The organism is Sphingomonas sp. CFBP 13706 (assembly GCF_014842355.1).
GTDB lineage: Bacteria > Pseudomonadota > Alphaproteobacteria > Sphingomonadales > Sphingomonadaceae > Sphingomonas > Sphingomonas aerolata.
Map to the genome: position 1 here is coordinate 23,271 of NZ_JACYVM010000012.1, position 18,391 is coordinate 41,661.

Sequence of the window (18,391 nt, forward strand, 5' to 3'; positions counted from 1 at the left end):
CTGCGCCCCTACTCGACTCCCGTTAGGTTTATGCGGTTGCCGAGATGCCTGAAGGCACGATCGCGACAGGTCAGTAGAATGACCTGCATCCGCGTCGCTGCATCGGTAAGAATCTCGGTCATAAGATCGAGCCGGCTATCATCGGAATAGACGAGCGGGTCGTCCAGGATCAGCGACACGGGTACGCCCTGCTCCAATAGCATGTCCGCAAAGGCAAGCCGGGTCAGGACGGCCAGCTGCTCCTGGGTGCCCCGGGAGAGATCCCCGCAGTTTTCGCCAAGACCACCGCGCACAATAGATGTCAGGCCCAGATCATCACTGAAGCTCGGATCACAGCCCGGTAAAAGTCGCTCGATATGGCGCCGCGCGCGGCGCGCAACAGGACCGACGAACGTCCGTGACGTCTCCGCACGCGTGCCTTCCAGCGTATCGCGAAGAAGCCTCAACGTGTCCGCCTCCTGCATCACTCGCGCGAGGTTAGCGGCCGCGTCCTCCGCTTCGTCTCGCGAGACCGCAGCGCGGTCCGCGAGGCCCTTGCCCCCTTCGGCTTCGATCCGCGCCTCGAGCCCGGCGATCACCTTCTCAAGATCAATACGCTGCGTCCGGGCAACCTCGGCGCATTTGTCCAACACGGCGATCTGCCGCTCGATCGCGGAGACGTCATGCGCCGTCGCTGCCCGCTCGGCATCCTGCAGGCTGACCAGCGCTGCCGCCTCTTGCTGACGAGCCTCCGACAGGGCTTCATCCAGATTGGCGACCTCAGACTTGCCTTCAAGGGCAGCAAGCTGTGCTTCGGCGTTAGCGGCATCACGCTCGGCGCCAGCTGCCTGAACCATCAGAGGGGCATTGCGCGCTTCCAGTTCGCGCAGGTGCATTGCTGCTGCCTCATCGCCTCCCTCGGCTCTCGCAAGCGCGGAGTCCGCTTCCGCCGCAATCGCCGTCAATGCGTCGAGGTCTGGCCCCTCTTCACTCCCCTCCCCTTCCGCGCTCTCGTGCAATCCCGCTACGAAAGTCTTCAGGGTTGAAGCACCACCTGCGATACCGAGCAGCGGCACGGCTGGGGTCATCCCGGCGATTTTCACCTCGAGCGTACGGGCGTTAGCAGCGGCATCTCGTGCAGCCTCATTATGAGTTCGCGCATCGGCGACACTCGCCACCCCGTGGTCAGCCAGTACAGCGCTCAGATCGTCGCGGGCGTTGACCAGCACTGTTTCGGCGCTCTGTAGCTCTGCTGGCGGCCGGATGATCAGCATGGCGCCACCAAGCTGAATGCGCGTCTCACGCGATAGCGTCCGGTCGCCAGGCTCCGCTGGCATGCCGTCGATCTGAACGCCGCTGATATCGCCCGTCAGCTCGACCCGGGTCGCACCCGCCTCCACGGCCGCACGCGCCTTGTCGACGGCCCGTTCGCGCTCCTCCAACATCTTGATGACGTTGGGTGGAATCAGCGTCTTACCAAGCTCGCGCGCCACATCGAGTTGCGCTCCAAGAGGCAGTAGTTCGTCGTGCCGCTGACGTGCTCGGGCGATCTCGACATGGCGTGCTTGGGTGGCCACCAGCCTGCCGGCAGCATCGAGCGCGGCATGGGCGTTTCGCCGGGTATCCCGGGCCGCCGCCAACCGATCACGCGCCGTACCCGCTCGCTCCCGCGCGTTGGCCAATTCCTCTTCCAGGGCAGATCGGTTTTCGAAGGCGCTGGCAAGCTCTGCGACCGTCTTGCTGACGGCCTTGCGGGCATCGACCAGACGCGCGGTAAGTTCCTCGAGAGCCTTGACCTGGTCCGCAAGGCGACCTTGCTTGGCCCGCCGCGTATCGCGCAATTGCGCCGCGGATCGTGCGACGTCGACCTGATCGACCAGAACCCTTCGCCGATCTGCATCCGCCGTATCGGCAAGATCGCGATCCAAGAGCTTCAGCCTGGCCCGAGCAGCTTCAAGATCAGCGAAACCCTGCTCGAGGGCGGCGAGCCTAGTTGCGGCTTCGGTTGCAGCCCGCTCGGCCGCATCATGTTCGGTACGGGCTGTCGACTGTCGAGCGCCAGGCCGACCAGTGTTGGTCCAATAGTCTGCGAACTGGCTGTCGATCCGGGGCCGGACACGCTGATAGGCAGCACCGCCCATGATGGTACCAACCTCGGCTTCCAGCGTCGCGCGCACGCTGTCGCGGACAATCTCACCGGGAGGCGTGACCTCGAGTGCCTGCGCCTGCCCTACCCAGAGCAGTCCGAGCGCGCCGTATGCGGCCACGTCGCCGGCTTGGCTCGTAGTAAAGGTCGGGGCAACGCTCAGTGCCCTTGACCGGAGTACAATCGATTTGAAGTGCAGCCAGCGCTAGAATTTCTCGTTTTGTGATCGTTTTTGGAAAAGGCGGCAGCCCGCCAGGAACGTCGGCCGATCACCATCCTCTTCCCGAAAGCGGACTGTCGCCTTTCCATCATTTATTGCCCTTCAGCGGTCGAAAGTACGGAAAACCCGGTTCCCGTCACCCGTGTGTGACAAACAGGTGCTTGGTGACGCCTCAGCTAGCCTGCCGACGCTAACTGTGTATCTGTGTCCATTTCAAATACCGATCCCGGATCGCTTCGTGCTCGGATGCCGGAACTTGCTGGTAAAGCATGGCGATTGATACGCTGATCGCCGGGGCGATCTCCCGCGCCCCGATCGAGCGACGAGCGCGCCGTCCGCCATATTGCTCCGTCGACGAGCGCGATGCCTGCTTCCAGGATGCTGCGGTCCGCTTAGCTTTGCAATGACAGCGTGTTTTCGCCTGAGCCTTGTACCATAGCGGCGTGGCTTGAACACCATCCTTGGCCCGCAAGTGCGGTCGAATGCTGGGTTCCCGACTTCCGTCGGGCGGCCCGCAAGATACATGACCTTGCTACGGTTTGTCGGTGCGGGGAATACGTGGGGCGTGGTTACCAGTGTTGCCGCGTGTTCAACCGTCCCGGCTACCGGCGGTTGATGGAACGCGCGCCATGTCCTTGATCAAAAGTTTGCTCACGAGGTTCCGCCGGCGCCAAAGCCCTTCGAAGGATTTCTCGAACAGTGGTTCGGGAATGCTTCAGATTGAAGCGCTGGTGCAGGCACATGGCGACTGGCTCGCGCTGCTGGCCACAATACTGGAACGCGAACGCGTAATCACAGGTGCCGAACTCGCCCGCACCCTGTCCGAGTTTGCCGCGTATACAGCCGACGATCGCCCGGTGGAGGGGCAGATCCTTTCCTTCTGGGCTTCCCGCTTGAACGACACAGCGGCAACCGTCTGCATATTCTCTTCCGTCCATTAGCTCTATTATTCATGCTGAGTGGCGATCGCAGTTGATCGCTACGCTGGTCTTGGCTTCAGCCTGCGTCGAAAGTGAGAAAGCGGCGAGGCGTCGTGGGCTCTGGAACGTGCCCGGTCCGTCGCGTTCGAGCGACGTTTGAACCTTGTGATGTGGATTTGATAGACGGGCCCCGTCAGGAGTCATCGCAGACATGGAGCCGAATCATTCCGGGTTGCGAGTATTTTCACGAGCATGCTGACGATCGAACCGGGCAAACGTCCTGCCCAACGGACGCCTCCAACACCGACGCCGGGTGTAAGCACACCGGATCGCGTTGCTCTGCTGACCGATCGTCAGCGGTCTTATCTCCGCCTGGTGCTTCAGAACCGCAGCTCGAAGGAGATCGCGGCAGCCACGGGTAGCAGCCACCGGGCGGTCGATAAGCAGCTGTTAAAGGCAAATAATATCCTCGGCGTGCCGACCCGTTATGATGCCGCGCGGCTCCTGGCGGAGTACGACGGAGGGGTAGAGCCTTTACCCCCTGCAAACGACCTACCTTCCGCGCCACCAACTTTACCGCTTCCCCTCCCGTTGCCGACCGCTGGGGCGGCAGCGAATATGCTCACCTGGAAGCAGGTTGCCTTCTGGACCGCGATCATCTCGATCGTGACCCCCTTGGGCCTAACTGCGGCCGGCATGGCGATCGTAACGCTGCTTCTCCTGCTTGGATTGAAACCACTGTGATGGGCGCTCGGTGCCCAAGGAGGCCTTATGCAATCACTTTCCGACACAAGCCGGATCGTCGCGGACGACCTGCGCCGAGCGGAGCGATCGATCACTCTAGCCACACGTGATACGGCGCAATTTCTACTGACCATACTCGAGGCGACGGAGGCCCACAGCTTATCTGCCGCGATGACGCAGCAAACGGTAAAGGCGACGGTCGCGGCACTGTCGGCCCTCGTTGATGTTCAGGATCAGCTGGCAATGCGAGCACATCTGTCTGTCGAGAAGGTCGGTCGCCAACTGGGCCTGACAGAAACGAACTGAGGCGAGAACTTGCCGAAGCCGCCATCTGTTTCGATCAAGGAGATCGACGTTCCGCGGATTGCGGAGGCTACGTCACCGCGGGGGTAACGGCGGGTAGGCCGCGAGAAATCCTATGAGCGCCCAGATAATCCTCGCGGTCATCTTTAACGTCGTCATGTTCGGCGTGCTGCTCTTCGCGGCACTCAGAGGGGGCAGGCCGGAACGATTGGGGGCGCTCATCAACATGGCGGGGTTCGCCACCACTACTGCTATTCGATTGATCGCGGCGAAAGAAGGCTGGGCCCCGGGTGAGGTATTGATCCTGGTGATTGATGCGGGCGTCGCTGCGGGCTTCTACTGGCTGAGCGTAACGACGATCCGCTTCTGGCCAATTTGGGCAACAGGTTTTGCAGTAGCCGACCTCTTCATGAGCATCTTCGGCGCTCTGCTGCCCGGTGTGCCACTCTTTGCCTACCATACAGGCCTTGGGATCTACGCTTATCTCGCGCTTGGCACGCTTGCGCTCGGCACGCTCCGCTTGCCGGCGAACGCCGAGCCCCACATCCGAAACGGATCGAGACGATTATGGGTGCAGCATCTGAACGAGATGACCTGATCGACGTCGTTGTGCGGCTGCCGCGCAAGGCGATAGAGGAGACGTTGCTGTCTATGCCGCCAGACGCGAGAGAGCTGTCCGAGCGCAGGCTTGCCGAGGCTAGGGCGGTGTTGGTCGGCCGGCGCCGGCGGGCGACCCACTTTAACGGGGTCCGCTTCTATGATCCGAGCTGGGACATGATCCTGGAACTTTACGTAGCCGCATGCGAGCGACGCCGCATCGCTGTGTCCCAGCTATGTAAGCTGAGCGGAGGCTCGACGACCACCGCTTTGCGCCACATCGAGCATCTCGAGGCGCTTGGATACATAGTCAGACAAACGGATCCCGAAGACGGACGCCGCCTGATCGTCGGTACGCTCACTCCCCTTCTTGTCGCTTCGGAGCAGTGGCTCGATCTTCAAATTGCCGAGTTCCGAATACAGGATCGGAGATCGGGCTGACGATGTCTACGGGTCACACTAGACTCCGGTCTTTCAGCCACCAGTGACATATCGAATGCCCGAAAACGTCCAACTCGCTCCCCTGCTTGGACAAACGGCATCAGCCAATTTCGAGCCTGAACTTGCAGCCTCTCGCTGACTCAATTGCCATTTCCCTGCCACGCCTACCCGGCGCGCCGATGAGGAGGCTGCTCTACGTCTGCGCAACATGTCACGTAAGACTGCCGAAACGCCCGATTCTCACGCCGTTACCGAAAGCACGAGCGAGTGCGCGACGGCGTTACCGATAGCACGTGCCTCTGGGGACAGCGTTATCGATAGCACGAGCGAAGATCGACACGTCGTTACTGATAGCACGTGATTATCACCCATTCCGTTACTGATAGCACGATTCATCGCGCACGACCGACCCGCCAGTGATGCTTAACAATCGATGCTGTGGATCAGCTCGACGCTGACCTCCGCCGTCCACTCGGGCGCGCGTCACAACGATCAAGGGGGACGCTGTGCAGATATGAAAAACCCGGCACGAGGCCGGGCTTTTCGGGACGCCTGCTAGGGCGGATGTGAGAAACCTCACTTTAGCTGGCTCCCTTTCCTATTGCTACCCCAAAGCGTCGATCGTGGCGCCACGGTGTCGCTTTGTCTGCACGGGCTCCCCTCCCAGGGAGAACGAACAATGGCTGCTGCCCATAGCCCCGGCCGGGGACTGCGCCGGTTTGACGAGCATGCCGCCAAGGCGACGAAACTTGCCGAGCAATTTTGCGGTCTTGAAACTGGAATGGCACCTTCCAAAGCGCTTGCGGCGCTCAAACGAGCGGCTCCTTACATAGGCGTCCCCCTGCGCGTGGTTTCCGTCATCGATCTCCTGTTTGCCTGGACGAAGCCGCAGGACTGGCAGGGTGGACAAATCCCCGTCGTTTGGCCGTCGAACGACCTGCTCGCGCAAAAGCTGGGCGTAACCGTCCGACAGGTTCAAAAGCTCTTAAATCAGGCACAGGCCTTCGGTCTGGTCAGCTTTCGGGATAGTCCGAACGGTCATCGTGGTGGACGCCGCGGGGCCGACGGCTTCATCACATGGGGCTACGGCATCGTCCTCGCTCCGATCGGCACCAGGCTTCAAGAATTTGCTGCCCGCGCGGCCAAGGGAGCCGCAGAGGACGCGGCACTGACAGTGCTCCGCAAACGCCTTGCCGCTGCCCGCAGGAATATCAGGGCTCTGGCCCAAACGGTATTCGATGCCGATCTTCACGATTTAAAGGCGGGTGACGATCTCGCGTTGGCGTTGATGGCCACCGACCAGATGCGTTGCGTCCGCGATGTCGGCCTTCTGACGGCCTGTGTGGAGCAGATCGAAGAGCGTGCGCGTCGTTTAGCCGGGGCTGTTTCGGCCGAGATCGCTGTCCCCAGTACCGGTAGCGATCAGGATGATAGTTCATGCTGGGATGGACCTAGGGACATCCACTCTACAACTACAAGCCAACTCCAATCAGCTAAAGCAGATACCAGTAGCGGCTTAGCGAAAAAAAGTAGTGAAAATGGGGACGCCCTCTCCTCTCAACCTCAAACTGCAGTCGACGACGATCTGGAGAAACACGGTGTCGATCCGGGATTCATGATGTCGATCGCGCCGGAGCTCTGTTCCGGTCTGCTCCACCGCGATGGATCGTGGGGCGAGGTGGTCGCCACCGCGGAGCGTCTTGCGGGACAGTCGGGGATCAGCAATCACGCGTTCAAGGAAGCCTGTCGCATCATGGGCCAGCGAGGTGCCGCTGCCTCCGTCATCGCCACGATCCAGAAATACCGGCGCGGCGAGGTTCAGCGGCCCGGCGCGTATCTCCGCGGAATGAGCAGCAAGGCTGACAAGGGCGAATTGAACCTTGGGCGGACGCTCCACGGCCTCAAGGACACGAGCCGCACGGTCGCCATGCGGGGGATGTCCGATGGGACCGACGCGACGCCGATCGGGAGCCTGATGTCGCGGCTGGTTTCCCGGGGGGCTGAACTGCGATGACAGGATTTCGTCACCTTCTCAAAGACCTGGAACTCGTACTGCACACCGGGTCTCCGAATGAGGTTCACGGCGTTACCGATAGCACGAGTCTCGACCGGGTTTGCGGTGGCCCGTACCTATCAAAATGTGAAACACACCCCGATTTACCGGCTAAATCGCTCCAAATCCTCGTGCTATCGATAACGCGGTCGCTTATCCGACTGCAGGTTTGCGGCCGATCCGCTATAAGCGGCCTTGCTAAGTGAAGCTGGTGGGAGCCCGGACGATGGATTCGCGAGAAGTCGCTCTCTCCCAGGGCAAGCTGTTCGACTATCTCGACAGCCCGCTGCACGGCAAAGTCCGCGGCGAGCAGAGCATCATGGACTTTCCACTATTCTCGTTAGCGAAGCGGCCTCAGATGGAGGCCATGACCTACGAGATGGACGGCGTCAAAATCGAGATCAAGCCCAGTTCGAGCGGTATCGCGACGATGTGGGATAAAGAAGTCCTGATCTACGTCCTGTCGTTGATGGTGCAGCATATTGGCCGGACCGGGGGTGAAGTACAGAACGTCTTTACCTTCAATGCACACGACTTCTTCCGGGCGACCGGCGTCGGTCGCCCATCGAAGCGTGATTACGATCGCTTCATCGAAGCACTCGGTCGTTTACAGGGCACGCAAATCCGAACAAACATTAAAACTGGCACCGTGGGGACGAAGGGCTTCTTCTCATGGTTCGCGGAGGCGCAGGCGACAACTCGCGAAACAGCGAGCGGCGTCGATCAACTCATGCCGGTCCGCGTCCAGCTCTGTGACTGGCTCGTCCGCGCGGTTTCACGTGACAGTCGTATCTATGACTACCACAACGACTATTTTCGTCTTGGCTCGATTGAACGACGCCTTTATGAATTGGCGCACTGCTATTGTCGTGATGAAGAATATGAAATGCCTCTGGAGATGCTGGGTGCGAAAATCGGCTCCACGTCGCCGCTACGCACGTTGAAAAGTCAGCTGAAGAAGATTGCGGCCGACAATAAGATGCCGAGCTACTCAATTGAAGTGCGCGAAGTTGTTCCGGAGGTCCCTGCGCGGGATAAACTAGGACGACGGGTCGGGAAGCCAGAAACGGTCGTTGTAATGAGGCCCAAGGATCGGTCGACAGGCGGTCGGGCCACGTTGGCCGCGTGATATCGATCCATATGCCTGACATCCTGCGCGACTAGCCGCGGCCGACGCCGCCCGACCGGCTTTGGAAGATGGCTTCGCGGTCGCTATGCTTTGTCGGGCACAAGGTGTTCAGAGGAGAGGGAGCCTTCGGCTTGTTGATTCGGTGATGATCACCGGACGACTTAACCGAGGCCCTCGATGCGAACCTCAGACGCAGCTCTCAAACTCGATTTCACCGAACCGTCAGTCACCGCTGCCAAGGCCGTCGCCGAAACCATTGCCAAGAATGGATCGCTCCAGCGCGACATGCTGTGTGGGTCATGGAGCAAGCCTATGGCGCTTCGACTGCAGATGGTCGCTGGTCGCTGGTCGCTCCGCGACATGCTCGAACTCGTCGAAGTCATGTACTTCGCAAAAGCAGGCCTTCCCGCCGATCCTGGCGCTTGTGTCGCTGCACTTACCGAACTGGTCGCCAATCTGCCGACCCACACTGTTCGCAGCGAAGAGCAGATTGAGCTCCAGCAATTCTCGACACCGGCGCCGATCGGGTACCTCGCCGCGCTCGCTGCGCGCATCGCGCCCACGGACCTGGTGCTCGAGCCATCTGCCGGCACTGGTCTCCTCGCTGAGTTCGCCTCCCGCGCCAATGCTCGCCTAGTCCTGAACGAGATCGATCCGGCTCGCGCCGAGATGCTCGCAGCCGACTCCCCCGGGGCTGCCGTCACGCGGCACGACGCCGAGCTGATTCACGACCTGCTGGCGCCGAGCATCCGGCCTTACGGCCGTTCTTATCAATCCGCCTTTATCGCGCAGCATCGGTCGTCACGCCGACCGCCAAACAGCGTTCCGGCATCTTCGCACCGCTTTGATGCGTCTGGGCACGGGAGGCCGCTGCGCCGCCATCTTGCCCGACCGCGTCGACACGTCGAGTCGCGCGTGAGCGAAGGCGACCGAGGGTTGTACGCTGACGTTGCACCTTGAACTGCCGGCGAATGCCTATGCCAAGCATGGCACCAGCCAACCTGTGAAGATCATGGTGCTGGAAAAGGTGACCGGCACGCCTGCCGAGATGATCCGCTGCACGACGCTCGCCGATGCGCCCGCGGCGATCACCGCCAAGACCGCTCCGTCTGTGTCCGCGCCTGTCCCGCGCACGGCCTCGCTGCTCATCCGCCCCCGCGGGCGCAGCTCGCGTTTTGGCGGCTTGGCGAGCAAACCGCGGCTGAGCGCACCACCCGCAAAAGGCGCGCTGTCGCAGACCGCAACGCCGATCGATTACACCGTGTTTGCCAAGCCACTTCCGACGGGGGAGTCTGTCGGTGTGTACCTGCCCTATCGGCCAAGCCGTATCGCGATCGGTTGCGCGTCGGCGCATCCAACCGCGCTGGTAGAATCGATCGCCATGGCTTCGATCACAGCGCCGCGGCCAATCTATGTTCCGACCCTGCCCCAGGCTGTCGTCTACGCGAAGGCGCTCTCCGACGCACAGCTCGAGACGCTGATTTATGCCGGCGACGCGTTTGGGCGTAACCTACTCGGCCTGTTCAAATCCGTCGAGGAAGGTCTCTCAATCGCTTCTCCGAGGATGGCCGTCCGTACCGGACCGGCTTCTTCCTCGGTGACGGCACCGGCGCCGGCAAGGGTCGCCAGGTCGCCGCGATCATCTTGGATCAATGATTGCGCGGTCGCCGCAAGCAACCTCGGCGCTCCTCGCGCGAGCGGCAAGAGGCTTTGCGTCACCGTCGCCGGCTTCGGCCCCCCGCCTGCATGGTGAGGACGCGGATCGCGCTGTCGAAGCCATGATCGGTCGTGCACGCTCCCAAGGCGAACAGCCGAGCGGTGATGACTGGTTCCTAAGGGGCAAGCTCGCGATGGTTGGTGGCGAATAGTGTAACGACCAGCGCGCTATGCCGCTTCGCTCCACCGAGTTCCTAGCCGGTCTTGGCCCGTCCGGGTGACGATCGACTGACGGGGCTTATCGCGCCCAGATCGCGATTCCGACGCGGAGCGGTTCCGTGGGGCGAGGCCGGAGTCTGCCCCGCGCTGTGTGCTTCTCGTTCAGGCCGCACGCTAACTCACAGCGATGGCCTTTGCGCCGGCTTCGCCGCGGTGTGCCAGGCGGGACGCACTACCGGCAGGCACGTCAGCCGCGCTTGGTTCCTGCAGTCCGGGCGGGATGCTGCGAAGCACGAACCGTCCCATCGTCATCTCGACATGCTCGGCGCGCGCGCGCCGTGTCAGCGAAAGCCGCACCAAGGTCCACGCCGCAACCATCATCCTTCACCACAGACACCGGCGCAGGGCGCGAGCACCAGCGAGGGAGAGTGTCAGAGGCGCCCGGGATAACAGGATTGAGGCAGAGTGGCACTTCCGGACGAGTAACGCGACAAAGACGTACTGCTTCACGGTTCCATGACCGCTGCCCGCCGGGCGGTCCATCCCCTCTCTTTCCTGAACGACCTAATTCGGCCGTCCACCCCCTCCAACCCGCGATCATTCGGGCCGAGTTGCCGTGTGCCACGGCTGCCCGCACCACCCTTTTGATCGGGGTTCCCCTGCGCGTCTACGCGCTTGCGGTGGAGGGGGCGTCCTGGCCGTCTTTTTTGGTGCTCAGTCGAGGGGACGGACCCCCCGGCGAGTAAAAAAAGGAACTTCGAAATGCAGAACCTCGTCATCCTCACCGGCAACGTCGGCGCCACGCCTGAAGTCCGCACCACCCAGGGCGGCACCAAGATCACCAACTTCTCCCTCGCCACCTCGCGTCCCAAGCGTGACCAGGACGGCAAGACCATGAAGGATGGCGAAGTTCGCCGAGTCGAGGACACCGAATGGCACCGGATCACCTGCTTCAGCGGCGTCGGCCAGACCGTCGCGCAGTATGTCGAGAAGGGCCAGAAGGTCATGGTCCGGGGCCGCATCCACTACACCCGCTGGACCGACGACCAGAATATCGAGCGCTACGGTGTCGAGATCATCGCCGACGAAGTGACCTTCCTCTCCTACGGCAAGAACCGCCAGGAACGCCAAGGCGCCGCGCAGGAAAATGAGGCCGATGACGTCCCCTTCTGAGGGAGGCAGTACGGGCCCGGAGCTGACGCTCCGGGCCTCTTATCGCGTTCATTGGCGATCAGGACCGTAAGGTCACAAGTTCAGGAAAACTCAGCTAAACCGCCCGCTTGAGCTGCTCGGGTTGCTTGTTGTCCGGTAGCGTCTGCCTAAGATGTCGGTGAACCATGCGATCGGTGAACGGTTTGCCGATAAACGTAGCCTTGTCGGGCATGACCCCCGGACCCGGACCCGGACCCGGCTTCCGGTTGCCGCTTGCGATCACAATTTCAATCCCGTGCCAATGGTGGGCAACGTGATGGGCTAGCGCAAACCCGTCGGTGTCGCCGGGCATCTCCACGTCGGACAACAGGAGCATCACATTGTCGGCATGATCGCCCAGGAGGGTCTTCGCCTCATCCCCCGTACCCGCCTTGTGAAAGCGAAACCCGGCGGCCACGAGAGCGTCGGACGCGTGCATCAGGATAAGCGGATCATCATCGACTACCAAGGCATAAGCGACGGTAGAGATCACCTTCCGATCTGAAGCCTCGTTATAAAATCTGGTTGCCGTTGTTGGCGTTTCGAAATGAGATGGCGTCTCCCGGCGAAGCCGGGACCGTCGCTCTATTCCGCTTCGCTTCACCGATGCCGTAGCCGGTCTCGGCCCTTTCGGGTGACGATCGACTGACGGACGCACAGCGCGGAAACATCTTTCCGGAAAGCGGCAACTTCCTTCCATCCTGGCCCGGCCGGGGCTGCACCGCCGCGCAGCGCACTGTCCCCGTCGACATCGGGGCGCAGAGAGGGGCACGGACTGGGCAGGTGTCCACCGCGCCTGCGAGGGGCGCGTTACTGGCAAACCAACGCTGAGCACGACGTTCCCGGCAGGCGGGCTTCCCCCCCGCTTTTGAGGCGCAATCCTTGGGCCGCCTCAGGGCCCTGTACGATCAACCCGCAAGGGGTCCGGGCGCTTTGCTACGGCTTTCTTGCCTGCGGCAACAAAGTGATCGCGGCCCTTCCCCGTCCTGTCGGGCGCCTGTCGAGCGGGGATGAACCCCGCCGGCTTCACAGGAGCCTCGGACATGTTCAACGATATCTGGATCGCCCGCAAAAACGCCATGTGCCTAGCAAGAACCCTCATGGTGGCAACCATCGTCATCGCCGTCGGCACGGGGTACGTCGTCATCACCGCCGAAGATCACGACAGCTCGCTCACGATCGTCAACGAATACGACCCTTACGCCTGAGCCTCCCGGGGGCTTCGGCCCCCCTCCCCTCCCCGCTCGTCAACCGTGAAGGCGCCGGAGCGGGCATCGAGCCCGCCCCGGCCCCGCTGCGCAAGCACGGCAGCGCCGCTGGACGACGCGCTTCTGCCCCCTTCTACCCACCGCTTGGGTGCGGGATCCAAATTCAGGCGGTATCTCTTCCGAAGGCGGGCAATCAGCTCCACGCCGTCCGGACAGGCGGCAGTTCCTCGAACACCTTCATCAGCCGCGGGTCGCGCAGGAGCGTCACCCATTCGCGGCCATAGGTTCGCGACACCAGATAGAAGGTAGACCCTTCGCACTCGACCATCCGACAGCGCTCCAGCTTGTCGACCAGCGAATAGTCGGAGCCGCGGCGTGCCACGATGTCTTCCAGCTCGGCCCGCATTAGCGTCCCGCATTTGCAGCACCGGGTCCGGACCAACGCCTTCATCCGGAGCATATCGCCAGCGCTGTCCATCCAGCGGGGCCACAGGGCAACGATGTCGGCAGCCGTTTCCATGATCAAACGATACGCCGCGATCGGCGTGGTCGTCCAGCATCAGCATGGACCTGAAGTCTTCCCGTGTCGACGATCCGCGCGGCATTTCGGGCTCGTACGTCCTGGCCGGGGCGCTCCCCCGCGCAAGCCCGCCAGCGGGCTTCTCCACTCCGTTTCGACCCTATGGGTGCGCGAGCGACCTGTGCCCCGCCCGTCCTGTCGCCTGTCGAAAGGCCCCGATCGTCGGGGTCAATGGCAGGAGACCATCATGGCCGAGCAAACGCCCCAATCAAACCACGCCAAGGGTGGCGCAGCGGAGATCGCCCGCCTCAACGACTGGCTGCGCGAGCATCTCACCGTCCCGGGCAACAACCGTATCGTGATGACCAGCGGGATCGCAGATCTGATCGGCGACGTCACTCTTTTCCGAAACTTCCGCAAGCGGGCGGAACTGCTCCGAGAGGTTCGCGACTTCGATGGCTTTGACGACGCCATCGACCCGTATGGCGAGCACGACCTGGGCCGGTTCCGGTTTGAAGGCACCGAATGCTACTGGAAGATCGACTATTACAATCACGACCTGAGCGCGGGTTCAGAGGATCCGGCCGATCCCTTCAAAACGACGCGCGTCCTGTCCCAGCCCTATCGAGGGGATGGACGATGGAAGCATTATCGATTGGCGAGATTGCGCGGAGCGCGATCGGCGGATGGAACTCCGCGCGTAAGCCTAAGCCGTCAGGTGCAGCGCATAGGACCGGCGCGCCGGTGCTGCGTAACAGCATCGAAGAAGGCACGTTCGAGGATATGTTTTTCGCGGTTCCCGCGAAGGGCGAAACCGACAAGACGTTGAAGGCAGCAAAGGAGCTTTGCGCGCGTCGTTCGGCAATCCGGGCGACGATCGGCCGCGAGGCGCGCAAGGCGTCGCGGATCGAGCGCGCTATCCTATCGCTCAACGGGAACGTGATCCTGATATTTGAGCGGATTCTAGAGCTGGCGCGGCTTAACGCAGGGCGGGTTTATCCGACCTATGAATGGTTGATGGAAAAGACGGGCATTCGCCGGGCAACGGTCGCGCGTGCATTGGGGATTTTGGAGGCAGTCGGCTTCATTGCCCGCCAGCGCCGTTTCAAGCGGGTTGAGGTCGAGGGCATAGGGCCGCGGTACAAGCAAACGTCGAATGCCTATCGCACGATGCTGCCGGCGCGCGTCCTGGCCTATCTCCCGCGCTGGATGCGACCGGCGCCGGTCCCGATCGATCACGAGCAGCACCACGCCGACAGCGCGGCCGAGACGAAGGCTATGCTAGCCACCCTCTCCTGCCGCGACTTCGCGAAAGCCACAGTAGGCGGGCAGTTGGGGAAGATGCTGGAGAAATTTGGCGCGGCGATCGATCGGAGAGACAGCGAGTCTCAATTACAGACGCAACCGCTAATAGATTCATTTAATCATAGCTCGGATGGAGTTGGCCTAGTCGGCCAACACGTTTTCGCCTGATGGCGGGAGGCGAGGAAGCCACTGGAAAGGATCTAGAACGGTTTCCTTGTGGATAGTGCGGGAGTGTCGGCTGCGCCGCCACGATGCTCCACGATGGAGCAAGCGGCTTTGTCAGCTTCCATTTGAGCGCGTTCGTCCCGTTGAAACGGTGCAAAGGGTCACGAACACGACGAGAGCGGCACCGACTATAGCAGGAACAGCGCCCGAGCAGCGCCGAACCCAGCGAGCGCCGCAATTCCATAGCCTAGCAGATTGAGGCGATAGCCACTCGTTCGCCAGCGGTCGCGGCGTTCGTTGATCTGATCGCGCAGGACGGCGATCATCCGGCGATCGTCGTCGGCTTCTAGCATCCGATCAATCATCGCGGTTAAACCGGCCGTCAGGTCGACGCGGCGCACGTCTGCCAACAGCTCTTCCGGATATTGTTTGAGAGCGTCGACCGTCATCGGCTTAGACGGGAAATGGCGACCCCAGCCATCGGCCGGGCGATCCCAGGCGAAACCGAACCGACCATAGAACCGCGTCAGGCGGTCGAACTGCGCCGCAGTATCTGGACGAACTAGGGTTATGGGATCGACGGCCACGCCGGGGAAGGTGCGTTGCGCCCATGCGGTAACGACGTTGAACACGAGCGTTCCTATCCCCTGCGCTCGCAAACGGGGATGGATCACCTCGACAAAACCGTCTGTCAGCTTGACCCCGGAACCGGAGAAACGGCCGAGGCTAGTCATCACCAAGCGATGCCATCCTAGCCTCGTCACCTCGACCACCCGCACTTTCAATTCGCGGTTTCTCCCGCCTTCCTCTTCTAGCGTGCCGATGGCGATCAGGCAGCCCGAGGGCTGCGTTCCTACCTCGAATAAGGACCAGCTATAGGGTTCGTCATGCTCCCCCAGCGTTGGAAACATGGCAGCGAGTTCGGGCGTGAGCAGCATCTAAAAGCCTCCTAACCTCCCCAAAACAATACGATATCGAAAAATATTAGGCAATATGCAAAATACCTATTGCATAGCAAATGATATCGTTTAATATCGTAAGTGGAAGGACGGCCTTCCCGCCGATTTGCAGCGGCGATCACCAACCGGAGACAGACCCATGAACGCCACCCTCGCAACCCGCTTCGCTCGCAACGCCCGCCAGATTCGCGGTTCGGAAGCACTCGACAACGACACGCTCCGCGCCCTCGTCCCCTCGATCTTCGCGGAAGAAGCGCACAACAGCCGTTCGCAGCGTTACGTTTATGTCCCGACGATCGAGCTGGTCGACGGCCTTCGCAAAGAGGGTTGGGCACCGTTTTTCGCGGCACAGTCGAAGCCCCGCGACCTGGGCCGCATGGCGCATACGAAGCACATGCTTCGCCTCCGTCGTCCCGACGATATCGGCAAAGCCGAGGCCGCAGAGGTCATCATCGTCAACAGCCATGACGGCACGAGCGCTTATCAGATGTTCGCCGGGATGCTGCGTTTCGTCTGCACCAACGGCATGATTTGCGGCGATCAGTTTCAGGAGGTCCGCGTTCCCCACAAGGGCAACATTCAGGATCAGATCATCGAAGGCGCGTACACCATCGCCAAGGACTTCCCGCGCATCATCGACGCCACGGCCGAAATGAAGGGAACGCGCCTTAGCGAGGCCGAGCAGCGCGTTTTCGGTGAGGCGGCATTGATCGCCCGCTACGGCGACGACGAAAGCCCCATCCGTCCCGACCAGATCATTCAGCCGCGCCGTTCGGCCGATGTGGGCGGCAGTGTCTGGAGCACGTTTAACGTCATTCAGGAGAACGTCATTCGTGGCGGCGTGCACGGGATGAAGCGCACCGACGAGGGCCGCATTCGCCGCAGCAAGTCGCGTGCGATCAACGGCATTGACCAGAATGTCAGCCTCAATCGGGCCATGTGGACACTGGCCGAGGGGATGCAGCGCCTAAAGGCCGCAGCCTAACAAAGGTGGGGGGACGGCATTGCAGCGCCGCCCCCCCCGGTTTTGCCGACAATCGGAGACAGACCCCAAGCCGACGCGCGCCCCCTAACAGGGTCGCGTCGTGCCGTCACGGAGACAGACCCATGACGACCGTTGCACAAACCCGCTGGCGTCACCTGGCCCCAGCCCGCGCCGCTCTTTCCTTCGTCAACTGGCTGGACGCCAACACGTATCCGCCTTGCCGCGTATGCGTCGCGCACGAGCTGCGCCGCGCCGCTGGCATCCGAAACCGGAGGTTTGCACGATGACCGTTCCCGCATGGCGCGGCGCGATTATCGGGAAGGCCGATGATCGCGCGCATCGCTTCGCGATGCAGAAATCAACAATTTTGCATCATTTCAAAAACGGCTGTTTTCCGCGGCCTTCCGCTATGCACATTTCTGATACAAAAGAGGGCCATGATTTTGGGCTATGCGCGCGTCTCGACAGGGGGACAGGATTTGACCCAGCAAGCGGAGGCGCTTCGCGCCGCTGGTTGTCAGAAGATTATTCGCGAGACGCGCAGCGCCGGCGCCAACGCCGACCGGCCGAAATTACGGCAAGCGTTGAAGTCTCTAGAACCGGGCGACGTGCTGGTAGTGACAGCAATCGACCGGCTGGCACGCGACACGCGCGACCTTTTGAATATCCTGCACGAGGTCAAACTATCGGAAGCGGCTTTCCGATCGATCGCGGAGCCGTTGGTAGATACGTCGTCGGAGCTGGCCGAGGTAGTGATTGCCGTTCTCGGGATCGCAGCCAAATGGGAGCGAGGGCGCATCATCGCACGCACAACGGCGGGACGGGTTCAGGCGAAGGCCGCAGGGATCAAGTTCGGTCGCAAGCCGACACTGACACCCCACCAGATACGCGAGGCGTCTGCACGGGTCGCCAGCGGCGAGACACAGCGCAACGTCGCGCGATCCTTCAACGTGAGCCAAGCCACAATTTCGCGGATCGTAACGCGGACCGAGGAACAGCAAATATGAGCCGGTACGATTTTCAGGGGAACGGCGCGCGCCTCGCGATCGGATGGGACGCGCCGCTTGCGTCGTTCTTTCTGACCGTCTGGACGGACGCCCTGCAGGACGGTTCGGAGGACGAGCCGCCTTTGATTTGGTTAGGTGCGTCCTATGCCGAGGTCAGTCATCCCGGCGTACTGGTGACGATCGCGAAGCGTCACGTTCCGGATATACCGGCCGACCTGGCGCGAACGCTTATGGTCGACCAACTCAAGGCCCCTGCCCGGCCGCTTGCGGCTGGCAACTCGACAATGGACCGCCTCTTAAACACGTTGACCGGCCAACCGCCGATCAACCCGACAGCGCACTAGTCCTTATGTTCGGTATAGCCCTCTTGCTTCGCCAGCGCGTCAACCGCGCGCTCGATCGCCGTAACAAGCGACCAGCCCTTTTCTTCGCGGATACGCTGCAACAGTTCGTGCTTATCGGCCGCGAGACGGGCGTAAACCGACCCCATCGCGCCACGAGAAGGCCGACCGCGCGGCTTTGCTTGATCGTCCATAATGCTCCTACACCGATCGCGTTTGACGATGGCAGGAGCGATCATAGGCGATTTAACGATATCGTGCTAGGGTGGCGTCATCGGATGACGTAAGCACCCCCGGCCGAGT

At 61.8% G+C, this 18,391-nt stretch carries 21 protein-coding genes; 16 read left to right on the forward strand and 5 right to left on the reverse strand.

Translation table 11 applies throughout. The features are described from left to right. Nucleotides 1–8: 8 nt before the first annotated feature. Nucleotides 9–2,246, reverse strand: coding sequence for an ATP-binding protein (locus IFS44_RS17170; RefSeq protein ID WP_192099360.1), 2,238 nt, complete (start codon nucleotides 2,244–2,246; stop codon nucleotides 9–11). Between the two features lie 728 nt (nucleotides 2,247–2,974). Between IFS44_RS17170 and IFS44_RS17175 the strand changes: the two genes are divergently transcribed. The 10 genes from IFS44_RS17175 (at nucleotide 2,975) to IFS44_RS17215 (ending at nucleotide 11,580) form a co-directional block, all read left to right on the forward strand. Next, on the forward strand, nucleotides 2,975–3,286 hold the full coding sequence (locus IFS44_RS17175; protein WP_244649245.1) for a hypothetical protein: 312 nt from the start codon (nucleotides 2,975–2,977) through the stop codon (nucleotides 3,284–3,286). Nucleotides 3,287–3,517: 231 nt separating this feature from the next. Beyond that, entirely contained in the window at nucleotides 3,518–4,009 is a 492-nt protein-coding gene (locus IFS44_RS17180; protein ID WP_192099361.1) for a LuxR C-terminal-related transcriptional regulator, read from the forward strand. 27 nt (nucleotides 4,010–4,036) lie between these two features. Then, nucleotides 4,037–4,315 carry a hypothetical protein gene (locus tag IFS44_RS17185; RefSeq protein ID WP_244649247.1) on the forward strand — a complete coding sequence of 93 codons (279 nt, stop codon included), beginning with the start codon at nucleotides 4,037–4,039 and terminating at the stop codon, nucleotides 4,313–4,315. 112 nt (nucleotides 4,316–4,427) lie between these two features. Then, nucleotides 4,428–4,910 (forward strand): hypothetical protein, encoded by a 483-nt coding sequence (locus IFS44_RS17190; RefSeq protein ID WP_192099362.1) that lies wholly within the window; start codon nucleotides 4,428–4,430, stop codon nucleotides 4,908–4,910. Then, on the forward strand, nucleotides 4,880–5,350 hold the full coding sequence (locus IFS44_RS17195) for a MarR family transcriptional regulator (protein WP_192071722.1): 471 nt from the start codon (nucleotides 4,880–4,882) through the stop codon (nucleotides 5,348–5,350). The genes IFS44_RS17190 and IFS44_RS17195 overlap by 31 nt, the downstream gene beginning before the upstream one ends. A 679-nt stretch (nucleotides 5,351–6,029) precedes the next feature. Beyond that, nucleotides 6,030–7,364 carry a plasmid replication protein RepC gene (gene repC / locus IFS44_RS17200; protein ID WP_192099363.1) on the forward strand — a complete coding sequence of 445 codons (1,335 nt, stop codon included), beginning with the start codon at nucleotides 6,030–6,032 and terminating at the stop codon, nucleotides 7,362–7,364. A gap of 265 nt (nucleotides 7,365–7,629) precedes the next feature. After that, nucleotides 7,630–8,532 (forward strand): replication initiator protein A, encoded by a 903-nt coding sequence (locus tag IFS44_RS17205; RefSeq protein ID WP_031393304.1) that lies wholly within the window; start codon nucleotides 7,630–7,632, stop codon nucleotides 8,530–8,532. A 177-nt stretch (nucleotides 8,533–8,709) separates the two neighbouring features. Further along, on the forward strand, nucleotides 8,710–9,492 hold the full coding sequence (locus IFS44_RS22325) for a hypothetical protein (protein WP_244650391.1): 783 nt from the start codon (nucleotides 8,710–8,712) through the stop codon (nucleotides 9,490–9,492). Beyond that, nucleotides 9,482–10,285: a strawberry notch-like NTP hydrolase domain-containing protein gene (locus IFS44_RS22950; RefSeq protein WP_446740865.1), complete on the forward strand. Its 804-nt coding sequence runs from the start codon at nucleotides 9,482–9,484 to the stop codon at nucleotides 10,283–10,285. Before IFS44_RS22325 ends, IFS44_RS22950 begins: the two co-directional genes overlap by 11 nt. An 884-nt stretch (nucleotides 10,286–11,169) precedes the next feature. Next, nucleotides 11,170–11,580: a single-stranded DNA-binding protein gene (locus IFS44_RS17215; RefSeq protein WP_192099364.1), complete on the forward strand. Its 411-nt coding sequence runs from the start codon at nucleotides 11,170–11,172 to the stop codon at nucleotides 11,578–11,580. A 94-nt stretch (nucleotides 11,581–11,674) separates the two neighbouring features. Here the strand turns inward: IFS44_RS17215 and IFS44_RS22335 are convergent, their stop codons facing one another. After that, the gene (locus IFS44_RS22335) at nucleotides 11,675–12,091 is read right to left on the reverse strand and encodes a response regulator (protein ID WP_342354870.1); all 417 of its coding nucleotides are present in this window, start codon (nucleotides 12,089–12,091) and stop codon (nucleotides 11,675–11,677) included. 550 nt (nucleotides 12,092–12,641) lie between these two features. Between IFS44_RS22335 and IFS44_RS17225 the strand changes: the two genes are divergently transcribed. Then, entirely contained in the window at nucleotides 12,642–12,806 is a 165-nt protein-coding gene (locus IFS44_RS17225) for a hypothetical protein (RefSeq protein ID WP_192099366.1), read from the forward strand. A 193-nt stretch (nucleotides 12,807–12,999) separates the two neighbouring features. Here IFS44_RS17225 and IFS44_RS17230 read toward each other — a convergent pair whose 3' ends face one another. Then, nucleotides 13,000–13,257, reverse strand: a complete 258-nt coding sequence (locus tag IFS44_RS17230) for a hypothetical protein (protein WP_244650392.1) — start codon at nucleotides 13,255–13,257, stop codon at nucleotides 13,000–13,002. A 316-nt stretch (nucleotides 13,258–13,573) separates the two neighbouring features. Here IFS44_RS17230 and IFS44_RS22810 point away from each other — a divergent pair, with 316 nt between their 5' ends. Both IFS44_RS22810 and IFS44_RS17240 read left to right on the forward strand, forming a co-directional pair. Further along, nucleotides 13,574–14,155: a DUF3768 domain-containing protein gene (locus IFS44_RS22810; RefSeq protein WP_342366467.1), complete on the forward strand. Its 582-nt coding sequence runs from the start codon at nucleotides 13,574–13,576 to the stop codon at nucleotides 14,153–14,155. Then, complete coding sequence (locus IFS44_RS17240) at nucleotides 14,071–14,799, forward strand: helix-turn-helix domain-containing protein (RefSeq protein WP_342366468.1); 729 nt, start codon at nucleotides 14,071–14,073, stop codon at nucleotides 14,797–14,799. Before IFS44_RS22810 ends, IFS44_RS17240 begins: the two co-directional genes overlap by 85 nt. A 185-nt stretch (nucleotides 14,800–14,984) precedes the next feature. On the opposite strand, the gene IFS44_RS17245 is transcribed toward IFS44_RS17240, so the two are convergent. Beyond that, nucleotides 14,985–15,734, reverse strand: coding sequence for a hypothetical protein (locus IFS44_RS17245; protein ID WP_192099369.1), 750 nt, complete (start codon nucleotides 15,732–15,734; stop codon nucleotides 14,985–14,987). Between the two features lie 160 nt (nucleotides 15,735–15,894). Between IFS44_RS17245 and IFS44_RS17250 the strand changes: the two genes are divergently transcribed. The 3 genes from IFS44_RS17250 to IFS44_RS17260 all read left to right on the forward strand — a co-directional run bounded on the left by IFS44_RS17250 (nucleotide 15,895) and on the right by IFS44_RS17260 (nucleotide 18,091). Beyond that, on the forward strand, nucleotides 15,895–16,740 hold the full coding sequence (locus tag IFS44_RS17250; protein WP_192099370.1) for a DUF932 domain-containing protein: 846 nt from the start codon (nucleotides 15,895–15,897) through the stop codon (nucleotides 16,738–16,740). 437 nt (nucleotides 16,741–17,177) lie between these two features. Continuing rightward, nucleotides 17,178–17,747 (forward strand): recombinase family protein, encoded by a 570-nt coding sequence (locus IFS44_RS17255; RefSeq protein WP_192099419.1) that lies wholly within the window; start codon nucleotides 17,178–17,180, stop codon nucleotides 17,745–17,747. Further along, nucleotides 17,744–18,091 carry a hypothetical protein gene (locus tag IFS44_RS17260; protein ID WP_192099371.1) on the forward strand — a complete coding sequence of 116 codons (348 nt, stop codon included), beginning with the start codon at nucleotides 17,744–17,746 and terminating at the stop codon, nucleotides 18,089–18,091. The genes IFS44_RS17255 and IFS44_RS17260 overlap by 4 nt, the downstream gene beginning before the upstream one ends. On the opposite strand, the gene IFS44_RS17265 is transcribed toward IFS44_RS17260, so the two are convergent. Continuing rightward, entirely contained in the window at nucleotides 18,088–18,282 is a 195-nt protein-coding gene (locus IFS44_RS17265; protein ID WP_010218566.1) for a hypothetical protein, read from the reverse strand. The two genes, IFS44_RS17260 and IFS44_RS17265, sit on opposite strands and share 4 nt — an antisense overlap. Between the last annotated feature and the right edge of the window lie 109 nt (nucleotides 18,283–18,391).